This window comes from Paenibacillus silagei, assembly GCF_017874735.1.
In the GTDB taxonomy this organism is placed as follows: Bacteria; Bacillota; Bacilli; order Paenibacillales; family Paenibacillaceae; genus Paenibacillus_AQ; species Paenibacillus_AQ silagei.
In genome coordinates, this window is the sequence record NZ_JAGGLV010000016.1 from 101353 (window position 1) to 120004 (window position 18652).

Sequence of the window (18652 nt, forward strand, 5' to 3'; positions counted from 1 at the left end):
TGCATCTATGGAATGAATTCACTGCTTAACTTCGGATGCTCTACCGGAACACTATACTTGCTTCCCTACGGAAAGGTGGCTATTATGAGAAAATCAAGTCGGAAACCGTATTTTGTATACGCTATCATTTTGGTTCTGCTGATGGGTCTGCTCCCGGCAGACCTTGGTTCTGTGGCCCGGGCGGATAGTAATTATAAGCTGGAGGAGACCTTTGAATCTTATAGTCCCGGTGCGAAGCCGGCCGGCTGGACCATCAAGACGCCGCCGCAGGGGGTGAGCGTTGCTGTACAGACCTGGGAAGGCTACGCCGGCAAGCTGCTGGAGATTCAGCAGGCAGCCAAAACAGCGGGCAGCTACATTATAAGCAGATCCGTTACGGATGTTACGTACAGAAGCCTGTTAAGCTATTCGTTCAGAGCGGAGCAGACCGGAGCGGTGATCTACCTGCCCACCCCGCAGAGCGGTTCTGTGACGCTGGTGAAATTTGCCATTAATAATGGTGCGTTCAGTTATATGAAAAAAGGTGCCGGATCATGGACCTCCGTACTGCCAATATCGGCAGGGGGGTGGTATGACGTACGGGTGGCCCTCGACAGCGGCAGCCATACCTTTGATCTGTCCATTGACGGCAAGCGTCTGCTGACGAAGGAGCCAATGGCCGAGGGAGGAGCGTTAGCCTTATTCTACATGGGTTTTTATAAGGACAGCATCGGCAAGATAGGTTTTGACGATTTTATTGTAAGCGGATACAAGCAGGCGGTAAGTGCAGCCTTCTCCCAGCAGTCTTACGGGCTGCGAAGAGGGGAGAAGCTGTCCTTGCCGCTCCAGTTCACACCTGCAGATGCAACGGATCAGACTGCAGCCTGGTCCACCGGCAGCGAGGAGGTGGCAACTGTGGACGCCAACGGTCTGGTTACCGGCATCCGTGAGGGGGTGACGACCGTTACGGCCGAGCCGAACGAAGCGCTTCCGGCGGTAACCGCTACGGTAGCCGTCTACGAAGATCCGATCACGGATATTGTATTGGCTCCGCTTCAGCGGGCGGTTCCCGCAGGCTCCCGTGTGCTGTTACAGGCAACAGTAACACCGGAAGACAATACGGATACAGGCATCCTGTGGGGAACGGAGGATGAGAGCATCGCCGTGATTGACCGCTACGGGGAGCTGACGGGGGTAAGCGCCGGAACAACTACCGTGTTCGTCACGGATGAGACCGGAACTGTCCGCGCCGAAGCAGCGGTTACTGTGACCGGACGGACTACCGGACAGGAGCTGTATGTCGCTCCGGGCGGGGACGACAACAACAATGACGGCACGGAAGCCTCGCCCTTCCGGACGATTGCCCGGGCGCAGGCCGAGGTCCGGCAGCTGAATGAGGATATGGACGCTGACATCATCGTCAATCTGCGGGAAGGGACCTACACGCTGACTGAACCGCTGGGATTCACACCGGAGGATTCCGGGACGAACGGATATTTTGTCACCCACCGCAGCTATCCCGGGGAGCAGGCGGCCATCAGCGGCGGGCGGTCCGTCACAGGCTGGACGGTGTTCGACAGCGCCAAGGGCATCTACCGGGCGAATGTCGGAACTGCCCTTCAGACAAGGCAGCTGTTCGTGGATGGTATCCGGGCAGTCCGGGCCCGGAGCATAGCGGGACTCGTGAATCCGCTGAAGACGGCAACCGGCTATACCTCGGATAATACGGAGCTGGCCGGGTGGAGCAATACGTCCGATATGGAGCTGGTATTCAATGAGCTGTGGACGAATTCCCGGATTAAGGTAGAGTCGGTAACCGCTTCAGGCGGCAAAGCACAGATAGTCCTGCAGGAGCCGGGCCGGAGCGCGGTCTTTAACCGGGGATTAACCTCGGCGACTGTGCCCGTCTATTACGAGAATGCTATGGAGCTGCTGGATGAGTCCGGGGAATGGTACTATAACCGGAATGAAGGTATGCTGTATTACAAACCGCGTGCCTGGGAGGATCTGTCCACGGCCGGGGTTGTGGTTCCGGTACTGGAGCAGCTCGCCACAGTGTATGGTGTATCTGCTGACGAACCGGTGCGCAATCTGAATTTTGAAGGCCTGAAATTTATGTACACCACCTGGAACCGCCCGAGTACGGCGGCGGGACATTCCGATTCACAGAATAACCATCTGCGTTATCCGTCCATCCCCGATGAGCTGACCGATGCGGCGGTAATGCTGGAGCTGGCCAACACGGTGAATTTCCGCAACAATGAGTTCACCAAGCTCGGCATTACGGCGGTGCGGATGCAGAACGGGGTTCAGAACAGCCAGGTTGAGGGCAACCGCTTCTATGATATTTCTGGCAGTGCGTTGAATGTGGGGCAGCCGAATTCCTCCGACCGGAATATCTACCATCCTGCAGACCACAGGCTGCTGATGAAGAATAATGATGTGCTGAACAATGTGATCCACGACATCGGTATTGACTACAAATCGGCTTCCGCTGTATCCGCCGGGTATCCGGTGGACATGGATATCAGTCATAATGAAATGTACAATCTGCCTTACAGCGGAACTCATGTCGGTTATGGCTGGGATAAGCTGTTCGACGCAGCTACCCGGAACGTGAAGATTCAGGATAACCTGATCTATGACCTTATGGGAATGGGCTTGCGTGACGGAGGCGCTATCTACAGTCTTGGACCAACCGGAGCCACCGCAGAGGACAAAAATCTGGTCAGCGGCAACTACATCCGCAACCAGATGGACGGCAATTCCGCCCTTTACACGGATGAAGGCTCCGCCTACTGGAAATTTGAGCATAATGTGATCGACCTGAAGGATGCTCCGCTATGGCATTCATCGCTCCGTTGGGCGATGGCGTATGTGCCGACCATCCATGATGTGGATTTCGTGAACAACTATACAACTACAGACGGCTATACCAACAACGGGCGCAATGTTCTATTTGAGAACAATACGGTCCGGCCGGATGCAGAGTGGCCTCAGGAGGCACGCTCGATCATTGATCAGGCCGGTCTGGAGCCGGAATATGCCTCTGCAGCAGAAGGGCAGGTCAGCCGCTGGAAGCTTGATCCGCTCAAGCTGACCGCAGGCGGCAGCGGACAGGTCTCCGTCCATGCCATGAACGGCAAAGACCAGCCGCTGGGCAAGGAAACCAGCAGCTTCCATTACAGCATTCTCGATCCGGCCGTAGCCTCGGTTAGTAGCGCGGGCGTGGTCACCGGACTGACCCAGGGACAGACGAAGCTTATCGTGAACATCATTAACGGCTCCATTCTGCGGACAATCACAACGGATGTATTTGTGGGCGATACCTTAGCCACGGTCCGCATGGAGGGGCATGACGGCAATGTGGCGTATATCCGTGAAGGCACCGACCTGCAATTGCAGCCTTACGGCGAGACGCTGTTCGGCAACCGCGAGGAGCTGGAGGAAGTCACCTATACCAGCAGCAATCCTTCCGTCGTCAGCGTAAGCGGCACCGGCCTGTTGACGGGGCATCAGACCGGCTCGGCTACCCTCACGTTATCGGCCGAATATCTGGGCACCATGACCCAGGGGCAATATGAAGTTAAGGTGTGGAATGAGGCCAGCCAATACGAACATCCCCTGACGGCGGAACTGCAAGACCCTGATGGCTGGTATGTATCGGCAACGGCGAACGGGCTGAAGGAGACCGGGCAAGACAGTCTTACGCTGAGGGCCCCCGGAGGGCATATCATCTACCAGAACCGCAAGTACCAGAATGAGCTGCTGGATTTCAAGATGAAGATCAATGACAGCGCAGCCTCTACCAACTGGTACGCCCTGATGCTCAATAACCAGAGCAAGGAGCTGAGCTATAGCACCGGCAGCATGTATCTGGTGGTCATAGGGACATCGGGCATCGAGCTGCACCGCTTCAACGAGGGGGTACGAACTGTGATCTACGGCAAGATTGACGGCCTGACCAGCCTCGGCGGGCCGGCGATTCCGAATACAGCCATTACCTTCGGGGTGCAGAGCCGCGTTCAGCTGGGCGCTTTTCAAGAGTCCGGGGGTGTGCGTCTGATCCTGAAGGTGGACGGGGTGCAGATCTTTAATTATCTGGATACCGCCGCAGGGGCGATTGGTGAAGCGGGGTACTTCGGGCTGGTCTCCCGCAATGCGAGCACGGAGCTGGGAGATTGACAGCATAAGCTTATGAATCCGGGTGCGCAGCCCATATCATTAATGAGATAGCCAACATCTGGACTTACAGGGGATGACACCGATGCATAAGAAATGGCTGTACCGACTGATTCTTTCCTACCTGCCGATTCTGTTTGCCGTAGTATTTTGCCTCATTATTCTATTCTTCCTGACCTTAAATGAAGCGATGGAGAGACAGACGGCTCAGGCAAACGGCGTGTACGCGGAAAATGTGCTGCAGATTGTGGACACCACCCTGCGCAACCTGGAGACCACCACGATCAAAAGCCTGCTGCTGGATGAGAAGGTTGGCAGTTATTTCGAACGGCCGGGGAAGCTTGACCCTTATCAGGATTACGGGGTCGCGGAGGTGCTGCTGGATTTCATGTCGCCGCTGCCGATGATTGATTCGGTCTATCTATACCGCGCAGCCGACGGCAAGGTGCTGATGCAGCATTTCGCCTCCCGCCTGCCGGACTTCGGGGACCGCAGCTTTATTAAGACTGCGATGGGGAATGCCCCGAGCTATACCTGGAGCGGAATCCGTGACTTGCAGCTTTTCTCCGGGGAGGACCAGCCGAAGTCGGTCATTTCACTTGTGGAGCAGGTGCCTTACTTCTCCGGTGAGCAGGGACTGATTGTCATTAATGTGCGCAAGGAATCTCTGCAGACGCTGATTCAGGATATGAACATGGCGAATACGGAGATCTGTCTGAAGGATGCCGGAGGGATTGCTTTTGCAGGTGCGGATACCTGTTCTGACCCGCAGGTTCAGGATCGGGCGGTTAGCCGGATGTCCCCCTATACCGGCTGGACGATCAAGGTTGGAATGGCGCGGGCGGAGGCCTTCTCGCTGCTGTCGGCCTTCTCCAATATCTGGGCCATTCTGGGCTTTGCGGCTGTCGTTGGCGGGATTGCGGCCATGACCTATGTCAGCCACCGGAATTACCGTCCGATTGAGCAGGTCATGAGCCGGATCTACAGGTTCGGAGAGGACCGTGCCTTCGGCTGGAAGCCGCAGAGCAAGGAAGGCGACGAATTTGCCTTCATCGGCCATGCGCTGGAGAGCCTGATCGAGCAGACCAACAGCTATGAGAAGCAGCAGGCCGAGGGGATTCTGCACAGGCGGAATCAGTTATTCAAGGAGCTGCTGGAGAACAGCGGCCAGATGTCGGCGGATAACTGGAGCAGGGAAGCGGAACGGATCGGGATGGACGGAGAATTCGCAGGTGCGGTGGTGGGCATTGCCGAGATTGATTTCTATGAGGCTTTTGCCTCAGGTTACTCGGCACGGGATCAGGCATTGTTCAAATTCACCCTGCGCAGTGTGATTCAGGAGATCTCCGAGAAGGAAGGAGTGTCCCTGTGGACTGAGTGGATCGGACCGGTCCGTCTGGGACTGCTGTTCCGCCGCTCTGCGGATGAGGATGCAGCGGACATCACAGAGAAGACGCTGATCATTGCTGAATCTGCCCGGTCCTGGGTGAAGCAGCATCTCAAGTTCACGGCTACCTTCGGCATCAGCGGACCTGCCGCGGGTCTCAGCGGCTTATCGGGTGCGTACCGCCAGGCCCTGGGGGCGTTGGACCGCAAAATAACCGTTGGCCCAGGCCGCGTCTATGCGGCGCCTGCCGGCCCGCTGCCTCCGGCTGAAGGAATGGATGTGCTGGTCCAGGCCATCGGTGCCGTTCCCCAGCTGTACCGGCTGGGGAACACAGAGTGGAAGCCGCTGATCGAGCGGATTTTTGAGCTGCTGGCAGGCGGCAACTACTCCAAAGAGGATATCGTCCGGCTGCTGAGGCTGCTGGAGACCGGGCTGTCCCGGGAGATGCAGGAGCTGCCGCCGGAGATGAAGGGGATCTGGAATAACGGACGGCTGCGGGGTATTCCGCATTCACCGGAGTCTTTTGAATGGATTGAGGAGCTGCACGGGGAACTGGTCTCTTCGCTGGAGGAGATGGAGGAGGCGCTGAGCAGCCTGCGGATGAACCGGGAGCAGTACACACTCGCCAATAAGGTGCGCGAATACATTGGCTGCAATTACGCGGACCCCGACTTCTCCCTGACCCATGTTGCCGACAGCTTCGCCATGAACACCAAGACGGTAAGCCGGATCTTCAAGGAGGAGATCGGCGAGAACTTCGTCGATTATCTGGCCCGCCTGCGTATGGAGGAGGCTAAGCGCCTGCTGACCGGAACCTCCGAACCAGTGCAGAGCATCGCCGAGCGTGTGGGGTATCTGTACCCCATGTCCTTCATCCGCGTCTTCAAGAAGCTCGAAGGCATCACACCCGGCGAATACCGCAAAGCCCAGGGTATTCCCCTGCATGGTGGTGATAGTGAGGGTGATGGGGAGAGTTAGGCTCATGTGGCCATGTGATGTGAGCGGGGCGCACAGCGATTAGCCGGTTATAGTTGGCGAAGCTACGGGGGTATAGGTGTGAAACAAGACGGCCGGGGTTTCGGGCCGTCTTGTTCGTCTGCTTGCTGCTGAGTCGCTGCCATTCTGGAAAATAACATCGGCGCACGAATGAAGTGCATAAACACACCACATTTTCGCAAATTCACCGTTGGCGCATGTATGCTGTTTTCCGCATACATTGGGTCCAGTGCCTGCGTGCGAGCTGAATGTATGCTGTTTTCCGCATACATTTGGTCCATGTGCCTGCGTGCGAGCTGAATGTATGCTGTTTTCCGCATACATTGGTTCACGTGTCTGCGTGCGAGCAGAATGTATGCTGTTTTCCGTATACATTTGGTCCATGTGCCTGCGTGCGAGCTGAATGTATGCTGTTTTCCGCATACATTGGTTCACGTGTCTGCGTGCGAGCTGAATGTATGCTGTTTTCCGCATACATTTGGTCCATGTGCCTGCGTGCGAGCAGAATGTATGCTGTTTTCCGCTACATTTGGTCCATGTGCCTGCGTGCGAGCTGAATGTATGCTGTTTTCCGCATACATTGGTTCACGTGTCTGCGTGCGAGCCCAATGATGAAGGGTATAAATACACTGCATTTACGTAAATCTACCGTCGGCGCACGGATGAAGGGATAAATACACCGTATTTACTGGAATAGCACTGTTGGCGCACGAGTCAAGTGTATATGTCCCCCCCAGTGCCGGCGTTGGCAGGCCTCGATCAGCATCTTATTTTCTCCCGGAACAAGCCTCTCCTTTATGCCTGAAACATCGGCGGGTGTTCTGCACAGCGCTGACAGTAAGCCCGGATTCGGTTGCCGCATTATGTGCACGTATAGCTGCATTTTTGCATGTCGTTATTATGCTAAAGAAGGGCATGATCGTCAAGGAATCGGCCCGCCGGATACGTTACTCTAGAAGGGTAGATGACATAAGGCTGGAGGGACACGATGCAGCGTTGTTTATATAGAGCCGAGTGCAGGGAGGCTACTAATCCATCAGCGTTCTGGGAGGCACAGACCGGGCTGCTGAATGAACGCATGGACAGGCTGGGCCTGGGACGGCTTAGTATTTTTCAGGATGGCAAGGAGCTGTTTCTGTACTATGAGTGCACCCGCCGGGAGGTGGAGCCGGAGCAGCTGTTTCAGGGGACTGCAGAGATTCTCAAGGAATGGCCGGGAGGGGAGCAGCCCCGGTTGTGGGTGCCTATGATGGATATTTTCCATTATCAGCAGCCAGTCTCCGCAGAGCATTGGAAGCGCAGTCATGCGGCGGGAACCCCCTACGGAAGAGTGGCGGCGCTGAAGCCGGAGCAGGTCGCAAGCTATGTGTATCACCATTACCAGTATCAGGAGGAGCATCCGGGGGACGGCGACAAATATGGGATTATCGGGCTGCATGAGAACCTGCTGTTTTTTTATTCCGAGCTGCCTGCAACGGTGGAGCCTGCCCCGTACGCCGGGAAGCTTGCCACGAATCTCCGGCCGGACAACTGGGGTGAGGTGATGGACCCGCATTTCAGGAAATGGAGTGAGATGCCGCCGGATCAGGCCATTTGGAAAAAGCTTACGCTCGTCCTAACCATCCCCCGCCCCTATGCGGAAAAAGGAGAATGATTATGCTACGTACATCGATATGTCTCAATGGTGAGTGGGATTTCATGCCGCTCTATGACCAGCCGCGCACTCGCGCCCTTCCGGAGAAATTGCAATACGAGGCCCGTAAAATACAGGTTCCATCGAGCTGGCGCTACAGCTATACTGCGCCTTCGGGCAGCAAATTCGGCGAAGTCGCCGACCATAATTTTCAGCCCTTCGATGTTTACAGCTACCCGGAGGAATGGAATGCAGCCGAAGCCGGGGTGCTTCACCGCAGCTTTCAGGTGCCGGAGACAATGCTGGAGCAGCGGGTCGTACTTCGGTTCGATGGCATTATGCAAAAAGCGGCAATCTATCTGGACCGCGAGCGGATTGCGCTCTGGGAGGACGGCTTCCTGCCCTTGCGGCTGGATATCACCGGGCTGGTGAAGCCCGGCCGGGAGCAGCAGCTGCACGTGGTCTGCGGCAGCTTCGACACGGCCGTGCTTCCCTCCGGGGAGACCAAAATCACCGGACTCTCCGGCTCCTGGTTCGGCAGAATCGCCCGGGGCATCTGGCAGGATGTCTTCCTGGAGACCTATCCGCCGGTATCGCTGGAGGATCTTATGATCCGCACCTCTTTCCGGCAGGGAAGGCTGGAAGTGGATGCCCTGATAAGCGGCACAGAAGACGGTCCCTTGTCCGAAGGACTGCGGGTGCTTTTGCAGGTCAGGGAGCGAACGTCCGGCGTTCCGGCCGCACGGACAGAGCCGCCCCATCTGTCGCAGAAGCTGGCGGCCGCCCGTCCGCTGCCCGTACTTGAAGCGGAAGCCGCAGTAGCGCTTCGCCCTGCGGAGGCTGCGGCCGGACGGCAGTTATGCAGAAATACCGGCAGCCGGGAGTGGGGAGGAGCGGCATTCAGCCTGCCCTGGCAGGAGGCCATGCTGTGGAGTCCGGATTCCCCTGTCCTGTATGAGCTGGAGCTAGTGCTTCAATCGGGCGATGTCGTTCTGGACCGCCGGAGCGAGACCTTCGGCTTCCGGGAGTTCTGGTGCGAAGGGCCGCAGTTTATGCTGAACGGGATTCCCGTTAATCTGCGGGGGGACTCTTGGCATTTTCAGGGGGCGGCCCAGCAGACAGAGGACTATATCCGTAACTGGTACCGGATGTGCCGGCAGGCGGGCATTAACAGCATCCGGCTCCATGCGCAGCCGTATCCGTCAGATTATCTGCGGATTGCCGATGAGGAGGGGATGCTGATTGTCGATGAGACGGCTATCTACGGCTCCAGCAAAAGCATGGATGCCGCCCATCCAGATTTCATAGACAATTGCCGTGCGCATGTGCAGCGGCTGGTGCAGCGGGACAAGAATCACCCCTCGGTCATCCTGTGGAGTGTGCAGAACGAGATGCGTTGGGTGGATGGACGCGATGAATACAAGCAGCATATCCCCGGCCTGATTGAGCTGATGAAGGCGCTGGATGATACCCGCCCGGTCATGGTGGAAGGGGATAACCGCCTGGTCTCCAGGCAGCAGACCGAGGTGGAGAGCCGCCATTACAATATTGACGGCACCATCGCGCAGTGGGACCGGCAGGTTCCGCTCACCTTCGGTGAGCATGGCGGCTGGTGGTACATCTGTCCGCAGAACAGCAGCATGTACTCGGGAATGGATGTATATAAGGATTCGGACGCAAGTGCTGCCGGGCTGGCCCGCAAGGAGCGGCTGTTCGTGGAATATGCAAGGCGGCAGGGAGTTTCAGGCATCTCTACCTTTAACTTTGTCCATTACTTCATGCGGGCGATGCCGGAGCAGGAGCTGAAGCTGCCGCAGGCTGATCTGACCACACCCGGTTCCAAGCCTGCCGTGATTCCGGCCTACTCGCTTTCGCTGAACAACGGGCTGCTGCCGGAGGAATATCCGGTCTACAGGCCTAATCCGGCTTTTGCTATTATGGCTGCGGCCTTCAAGCCGGTAACGCTGATTGCCGCCGAATACAACCGCTGCTTCTTCGATGATGCGCCGGTCTCCCGCAGCTTCGATGTCTATAACGATACACTGTCCACGCAGGAAGTAACGGTGGAATGTGAAGTCATGCAGGGCGGGCGCAGCGTACACAGCGAGACCTTCCGCTTCCGTCATGAGCCTGCTCAGCGCCGGAGCATCCGGCTGGAGTGGATGCCGGAGGCAGTCCATGGCGAAGGAGCTGGGGTAGCAGTAGGAGATAGGGTAGCAGCAGGAGATGGGACATCAGTACAAGATGGGGCAGGAGTAGGAAAAGGGGCAAAAGGAGGAGAGGGGGCCGGAGTAGGAGCACCAGTAGGCGCACCGGTAGGTGAAGGAGAAGCCACTCTGTCTGCCCGGCTGTTCCATGGCAGCGAGCTGATGCATGAGCTTGAGGTAAGCTACCGCCTGCTGTCCGGGAGCTGCCGGACCGAGCCGGTAGAGATTGCCCTGTCCGCAGCATACATCGGCTCTGACCGGGACTTCCAGGCGATTCACGCGCTGGTGCCCGCTCTGGTCCGGGCAGAGCCGGAAGCGGTAGATAAGCTTGCGGCTGGAAGCCTGCTGATTGTCGGCAGCAAAATGGAGGATAAGGATGGGTCGCTTGACCGGAGGCTGAGAGGATTCGTGCAGCGGGGCGGCCGGCTGCTGCTGCTGGAGCAGCTTCATCTCTCTTGCGGCAGACTGCCGCTCACCCGCCGGGAATTCATCCGCGCACATGCCGGGGATTACGGGCATCCGGTTCTCCGGGGATTAGGCCCGGAAGATCTGATGTACTGGCATGAGGAGCTGCGCGAGGACGGGCCGCTGCCGATCATCCATGCGGCGTTCGAGAAGCCGGTAATCGGCGACTTCACCCTGCTGCTGGAATGCAGCGCAGGGGACTTCGGAGACGGCGGCGATTTGTGGTCGCCGCTGCTGGAATACCGCAGCGGATCAGGCATGTTCCTGGCGAATCAGCTGGAGATTATGGACCATCTCCAGCGGGTTCCCCAGGCGCAGCTACTGCTGCGCAGCCTGCTGCAGTATGCGGGCCGCGCAGTCCACGCGGCCGCTGGTCCGGCGGCTGTTGCGCTGCGGTCCGCCGCGCCGGAGACCGCAGCAGCCGATCTTGCCACCGCCGCCAGGTCCGTCGTAGAGGAGCAATGCGCTACCGTTCCATCATGCACCGATCTTACCGCAGCCGTAACTGCTCCAGCCCCGGCTGCGGTGCAGCCCGCAGCAGCCGATCCAGCCGCGGCACAATCCGCTGCGGTCTGGGTCCGCAGCGACAGTCCGGCGGCAGCCTTGCTCGGCAAGCTCCGCCTCAAGGGCCAAAGGCTGGACAGCGCCGCAGGCTTGTCCGGCCTGACCCCCGGCCTCCTCGTCGTGGAGGCCGCACTGCTGGGCGCACCGGGCGCGGCGGAAGCCGTGCGCCAGGCAGCCCTGGCCGGCGGCATCGTGCTGGTGCTGCCGGCAGAGCCCGGCGGGCAGGAGGCACTCGCCCGCCTGCTGGACGCTCCCGTGCGTATTGCGCCGCACGGGACGTATCATCTGGCGGCGGACTATGCGCACGCCGCCATGCAGGGCATCAGCCCCGTCGACCTGTTCGGCTTCGACAAGGTGCATCTCTCGCCCCGGGATGTCGTCAACCGGGAGCTGGCCGGGTACAGGCTGGAGGTGCCGGACGCCGAGGTGCTGTGCACCAGCGTCGAAGGCACAGCCTGGAAGGACTATTTCGCCGGGCAGCATACGGCGGAATACAGCAGGCTGGCGCTGGTCGAGCTGAACCGCAGGAAGGCGGCTGCTCCGGGAGCTTTTGTGATCCGGCAGGCGGCCGGAGCAGGAGAGATCGTCTGCTCGCAGCTGCTCGCCGACCCGGATAGCGACAAGAGTCTCAGGCTCTACACGCGCCTGCTCGGAAATCTCGGAGCCGCTTTCGCCGATGAGCTGCTGCTTCATGACAAGGGAGATGCGCAGTGGGCGGTGGAGGCCGCAATGACACTGTTCTGTCCGCCGCATACCGGCTACGAGGCGATGAAGGACTACTATACAGACCCCGAATTCTCCCTGAACAATTTGGGGGAAGGCCTATACGGCTGGATGAAGAAAAAAGAACGGCGCCCGGACGGAACCTTCCTCATCCCCGCACCGGAGGGCCGGCCCCTGTTCCTGAGCTGCTTCGTGCACCTGCCGGAGACGGGGGATGCAACCGAAGCAGCCGCAGGAAGCGGGAAGCCGGGTGGAACGAGAACCGGCAGACTCCGGGTGAACTCGGCCTGTGCTTTTGAGATCTATATGAATGGCAGGCTGGTGGCAGATCCTGAACAGGAGATTACGCTGGCCAGCGGGATCAACCGCCTGATCGCCATCGTTCGGGGAGCACAGGAGGATATCGCCTTCGGCATGGTGTTCCTGAATACAGACGGCACGTATATGAATGATCTGGAGTTCCGCCTGACGATGGATGAGGTGGAGCCCAAGTGAGCAACAGCAATGGAGAGGAGCAGACCGATATGAACGCCAATGAACCGATACCACCTGCATCAACCGCACCACCTGTACCACCCGCAGGCCCATCTGTCGACGCACAGAACAAGGCTGTAGAACCGCCTTATGAGAACGATTTGCTTGCCCGTACTGCTGAGCTGGACCAGTATTTCGCCTTCAATGATGACGCGAGGGAGGTAGAGTTCAAGCGGCATGATATGCCGACCCCCTGGCTGAACTATTTATCCAACGGAACCTTCCATACCATGCTGTCCCATGCGGGCGGGGGATTGGCCTTCTATAAGTCTCCGCAGATCTGGCGGATTACCCGCTACCGTTTCTTCCATCTGCCCACCGACCGCTCCGGCCCGTATATTTACTTGCAGGATGCCGGAACAGGCAGCTACTGGTGTCCCACGTATGAGCCGGCCTTCCGGAAGCCGCAGGAGTGGCGGAGCAGCCATGGCATGGGCTATACCCGGTTTGAAGCGCAGGCGGATGAGCTGGCGGCGAAGACGGTTTATTTTGTCGGACCCTATGAGAATTCCCTGATCTGGAATCTGACGCTGACGAACAATAGCAGCAAGGTCAAGGAGCTGAACGTGTATGCTTACGCCGAGTTTGGGATGATGGAGTTCATGCGTGAGCTGCAATGGCAATGTTATAACAAGCATCAGGTCTCGGTGCAGTACCATGAGAAGAAAGCGCTGATCTACAAATATGGGGTGGAAAATCAGCCCAAGCCGGACGAAACCCCGCTGGTCTATATGATGTCCGATGCGCCGCTCGCCGGGTATGACGGCGACCGTGAAGAATTCATCGGCAGCTACCGCAGCGAATCCAATCCGGCTGCTATTGAGCAGGGGGGCTGCACCGGCTCGGCCATTCTGGGAGGCGACCCCTGCGGTGCACTCCAGGTCCGGGTAAAGCTTGCGCCTGGCGAGACCCGCACCGTGAACTTTTTCCTTGGAACAGCGATGAACGAGACCGAGATTGAACGGGCCATCAGCCATTCGCGGGAGGCGGATTTCGTCACCCGTTCCTACGCGGCGCTTCAGGAGAACTGGGCGCGTTACCTCAGGGCCTGGAATTGTGAGCTGCCGGATCAGGATGCGCAGCGTATGCTCAACACCTGGAATCCGTACCAGTCGCAGCGGAACTTCCTTTTTTCGCGCAATATTTCGTACTATGCCACCGGTACCTTCCGGGGCGTAGGCTACCGGGATACGGCACAGGATATTCTGGCGGTCGTACCGTACGATCCGGAGGCGGCTAAGGATAAAGTCCGCCTGCTCCTGGGGCAGCAGTATCGGGACGGGCATGTGAATCATTATTTTTTCCCGAATGAGGGCTGGGACCCGGTGACCAGCATCCATTCGGATGATCACCTGTGGACGGCGCTGGCCGTTTGGGACATTCTTGCCGAGACCGGAGACGCGGCATTCCTTCAGGAAAATATTCCGTTCTATGATGGCGGTGAAGCGCCGCTCTATGAACATTTGAAGCGGGCGATTGATTTTACCGTCTCCAGGCTGGGACCCAACGGCTTTCCGCTGATGCTGCGCTCGGACTGGAATGACCAGCTTTTCCGCGTATGCCGTGAGGGCAGGGGGGAGAGCATCTGGACAGCAATGCAGTTCGGGACGGTGCTGCTGCGTATGAAGGATCTGGCGGCGGCTTCCGGTTACCCGGAGCATGCGGCGTACTATGACCGGCTCTACGGGGAGCAGAAGTCGCTCGTGAACACGCTGGGCTGGGACGGGAAGTGGTTCCGGCGGGCGGTGATGGATGACGGGCGGTATCTGGGTACCGCTGAGCATGAGGAGGCCCAGATCTGGCTCAACGCCCAGACTTGGGCGACCCTGTCCGGGATGGCCGAGTCTGACAAGGGACTGAAGGCTATGGACAGTGTGCGCGATATTCTCGATACAGAGCTGGGTATCAAAAAACTGCATCCGTCCATCACCACCTTCCCCGATCCCGCCGATCCGCTAACCAACTATAACAAAGGAACCGGGGAGAATGGGGCCGTCTTCTGCCACGCCAATACCTGGGCCATTATTGCGGAGTGTATGCTGGGCAGAGGGGATCAGGCGTACAAATATTACCGCCAGCTGATCCCGAACATCGCCATGGAACAAGCCGGAATCTGGCGCTACAAGGCAGAACCGTATGTCTATGCTTCGAACCTGTTCGGGCCAGAGTCCGACCGCTTCGGTCTGGCGAATGTATCCTGGCTGACCGGGACGGCTGCGTGGATGTATGTAGCTGCTACACAGTACATTATGGGCATCAAGCCGGTGCTGGCCGGACTGTCCATTAACCCGTGCATCCCGTCTGCCTGGGAGGGCTTCTCGGTCACCCGGCGGTTCCGTGGCTGCGAGTATGAGATTACCGTGAAGAACAACAGCCATGTCTGCTCAGGCGTCCAAGAAATCCGGGTGGACGGCGAACGGCTCGAAGGAACAGTCATCCCCGCATATCCGCACAAACAATCAGTGAAAGTGGAGGTCATATTATAACGATAGGCTTTCTGTATAGACAGAGTGTCTAAGTTAGATTCAGAGTATATAAGCAGTATATAAAAAGTGTCCCGCTAACGGCTTTAGCAGCGCCCCGGCGGGACTTTTTGTTAGTGTTCAACAACAGCCGGTTGATATAACCCCCTCTTTCCCAAAAATCAGGCTTGCCCCCGGGTTTACTTTTACGCCTGGCGTGGTATAGTATAGTTATAAGTTGCACGAAGGAAATATAGTTGCTCTATTGCAACAATGATTATCATTCTCATTTATCTCTCAGTCATTATCCTCAACTACCATACCCATTCAACATGCTGTCCCGGCGATGCCGGGGCAGCATGTGTCATTTTAAGGGTGTTAATAATGGCTCTCATTCTCAAGTGTGCGCTTAACCAAAACCATTCAGGAAGGTGATTGTTCATGCAAGCAACCTCGAAATCAATGCCCAAATCTATAGCGCGTCAAGGAGGGGCGCAGCAGCCCCGCACTCCGGGACCGCGCCGTTTCGATCCGCTGGCGATGATCAGCAACTCCGAAATGCAGGCCGCTCTGGGGAGCGGGCTGATTATGCTCATAGCCTGGGCCACCAGCGGCTGGTCGGAGGTCTTATCCGTCATCCTCTATGTGATCTCTTACACACTGGGCGGCTGGATGAAGGCGAAGGAGGGCGTGGAGACGCTGGTCAAGGAACGTGACCTGGATGTCAACCTGCTGATGATCGCTGCAGCGCTGGGTGCCGCCTCCATCGGGTACTGGAATGAAGGGGCGATGCTGATTTTCATCTTTGCCCTGAGCGGAGCGTTGGAGAGCTACACCATGGAGCGCAGCAAAAAGGACATCTCCGCTCTGCTGGCCCTCAAGCCTGCTACTGCGGTCCGGATTGAGCAGGGGGCGATGAGTGAGGTAACGATTGATGAGCTCATGCTCGGAGATCTGCTGCTGATCCGTCCGGGTGAGCTGGTTCCCGCTGACGGCAAGGTATGCCGGGGGGAGTCGTCTGTGAATCAGGCCTCCATCACGGGAGAATCGCTGCCCGTAGACAAAACTGCCGGCAGTGAAGTATTCGCCGGTACCGTTAATGGAGAAGGCCCCCTCTATATAGAAGTGACGAAGACGGCCGAGAATACGCTGTTCGCCAAAATCATCCGCATGGTCGAAGAGGCTGAGAATGAGGTGCCGGATTCGCAGCGTTTTATCAAACGGCTTGAATCCGTATATGCCCGAGTTGTCGTGGCTGCCACGGTCCTGCTGATCATCTTGCCGCCGTTTGTGCTGGACTGGAGCTGGAGCAATACGTTCTACAAGGCAATGGTGTTCCTGGTCGTGGCTTCCCCGTGTGCGCTGGTATCCTCCATCATGCCCGCCATGCTGTCGGCCATCTCCAAGAGCGCCCGCAAAGGCATCCTGTTCAAAGGCGGGGTACATCTGGAGAATATGGCACGGACCTCGGTCGTTGCTTTTGACAAAACGGGTACCCTGACGGAAGGCATCCCGCAGGTCACGGACTTCATCGCCGGAGAAGGCTATGTGCGGGAAGAGCTGCTGGCCGTGAGCGCCTCCATTGAGAAGCTGTCGGGGCATCCGCTGGCAGAGGCCATTGTCGCGCTTGCGGAAGCGGAACAGATCGGACTGCGGGATATTGAAGAGAGCCAGTCGGTCACCGGCTGGGGAATTGAAGGCGTCATCGACGGCCAGCTGTGGCGGATCGGCAAGTCGAATCTGCTGGATGAAGCGGAAGGGGCGGCTGCCGGGGCGGATACGGACAATTGGAAGACTCTGCGCAGCAGGCTGGAACAGGAAGGCAAAACGGTATCGCTGATCCTTGCCGGAGAGACCATTGCCGGAATGATTGCCCTGCAGGACACTGTGCGCCCGCAGGCGGCGGCTGCTGTGCGCAAGCTGCATGATCTGGGGATCAAGGTAGCGATGCTGACCGGTGACCGCGAGGCTACAGCCCGGGTCATTGCGGGTGAGAGCGGCGTCGATCTCGTGTTCGCCGGGCTTTTGCCGGAAGATAAGGTATCGCATATCAAGGCGCTTCGGGAGCAATACGGTCATGTGATCATGGTAGGCGATGGGGTGAATGATGCGCCTGCGCTCGCTACCGCAACGGTTGGCATGGGCATGGGCATGAAGGGTAGCGGGGCTGCACTGGAGATTGCCGATGTGGTGCTGATGAATGACAACATTGAAGAGATTGCCGGGACGATTGCCCTGGCGCGGCGGACGCAGCGGATTGTGAAGCAGAATATGATTTTTGCGGTAACGGTCATTGCCGCCTTGATGATCAGCAACTTTGTGCAGGGAATTGCGCTGCCGTTCGGGGTGGTCGGACATGAGGGAAGTACGATTCTCGTCATCCTTAACGGCCTGCGTCTTTTGCGATAACACTTTAGATTGCTTAAAATTGAATTGTTCACAAAATGGAGCGTTTACAACGGGTCTGGCATATTGACAACTCCCCTTGAGGTGATCATAATAAATACTAGATTATAATTATTTTAAATAAGGAATGGCGTCTTTTCCGTCCATCTCAAGGGGGATATCATCATGTACAAATCAATTATTGTCGGTACTGGACCGGCCGGATTGACAGCTGCTATATATTTGGCCCGTGCGAACCTGAACCCGCTCGTTATCGAAGGTCCGCAGCCAGGCGGACAGCTTACAACTACAACGGAGATCGAGAACTTCCCGGGATTCCCGGAAGGCATTCTGGGTCCCGATCTGATGGATAATATGCGCAAGCAGGCTGAGCGATTCGGCGCACAGTTCGTGACCGGCTGGGTGAACAGCGTGGAGCTGGGCGACCGTCCGTTCAAGCTTAACGTGGAAGGTATGGGCACACTGATTACGGATACGCTGATTATCTCCACGGGTGCCACAGCCAAGTATCTCGGAATTCCCGGGGAACAAGATAATATTGGCCGCGGGGTCAGCACTTGTGCTACCTGTGACGGATTTTTCTTCCGCGGCAAAGAGATCGTGGTGGTCGGCGGCGGCGATTCCGCGCTTGAAGAAGCGGGCTTCCTGACACGTTTTGCATCCAAGGTAACCCTGGTGCACCGCCGCGAAGAGCTGCGGGCCTCGAAGATTATGCAGGACCGTGTCCGCGATAACGCCAAAGTGACCTGGGGACTGAACCGTACCCCTGTTGAAGTGATTGCCGAAGACAAGGGTGTAACTGGCCTGAAGGTGATCAACAACGAGACTGGCGAAAAAGAGTTCATTGAAGCCAGCGGGGTATTCGTGGCGGTTGGCCATCATCCGAATACGGCATTCCTGGGCGGACAGATCACTACGGATGCCAACGGTTATATCGTATCGAATCCCGGCACCTCCGAGACGAACATTCCCGGCGTATTCGCCTGCGGCGACGTGCAGGATACCCGTTACAGACAGGCCATTACGGCTGCGGGCAGCGGCTGTATGGCGGCTATGGATGCCGAGAAATATATCGAGAGCCTGGAGCACAGCGCAGTAATTATGTAAGTCTGGC

The 18652-nt window shown here is 57.6% G+C and carries 7 protein-coding genes; all 7 read left to right on the forward strand.

Annotation, left to right across the window (positions count from 1 at the left end; genetic code table 11):
* Positions 1–84 precede the first annotated feature (84 nt).
* Positions 85–4164: an Ig-like domain-containing protein gene (locus tag J2Z70_RS21955; protein WP_209876773.1), complete on the forward strand. Its 4080-nt coding sequence runs from the start codon at positions 85–87 to the stop codon at positions 4162–4164.
* An 82-nt stretch (positions 4165–4246) separates the two neighbouring features.
* A complete protein-coding gene (locus J2Z70_RS21960) occupies positions 4247–6526 on the forward strand; it encodes a helix-turn-helix domain-containing protein (RefSeq protein WP_209876775.1) in 2280 nt (759 codons plus the stop codon).
* Between the two features lie 1006 nt (positions 6527–7532).
* The gene (locus tag J2Z70_RS21965) at positions 7533–8198 is read left to right on the forward strand and encodes a hypothetical protein (RefSeq protein ID WP_245368430.1); all 666 of its coding nucleotides are present in this window, start codon (positions 7533–7535) and stop codon (positions 8196–8198) included.
* Positions 8199–8200: 2 nt separating this feature from the next.
* Positions 8201–12631 carry a glycoside hydrolase family 2 TIM barrel-domain containing protein gene (locus J2Z70_RS33390; RefSeq protein ID WP_245368431.1) on the forward strand — a complete coding sequence of 1477 codons (4431 nt, stop codon included), beginning with the start codon at positions 8201–8203 and terminating at the stop codon, positions 12629–12631.
* Positions 12628–15156 carry a GH36-type glycosyl hydrolase domain-containing protein gene (locus tag J2Z70_RS21975; RefSeq protein ID WP_209876777.1) on the forward strand — a complete coding sequence of 843 codons (2529 nt, stop codon included), beginning with the start codon at positions 12628–12630 and terminating at the stop codon, positions 15154–15156. Before J2Z70_RS33390 ends, J2Z70_RS21975 begins: the two co-directional genes overlap by 4 nt.
* A 438-nt stretch (positions 15157–15594) precedes the next feature.
* The gene (locus tag J2Z70_RS21980; protein WP_245368432.1) at positions 15595–17541 is read left to right on the forward strand and encodes a heavy metal translocating P-type ATPase; all 1947 of its coding nucleotides are present in this window, start codon (positions 15595–15597) and stop codon (positions 17539–17541) included.
* 162 nt (positions 17542–17703) lie between these two features.
* Positions 17704–18645 carry a thioredoxin-disulfide reductase gene (gene trxB / locus J2Z70_RS21985; RefSeq protein WP_209876781.1) on the forward strand — a complete coding sequence of 314 codons (942 nt, stop codon included), beginning with the start codon at positions 17704–17706 and terminating at the stop codon, positions 18643–18645.
* Positions 18646–18652 lie beyond the last annotated feature (7 nt).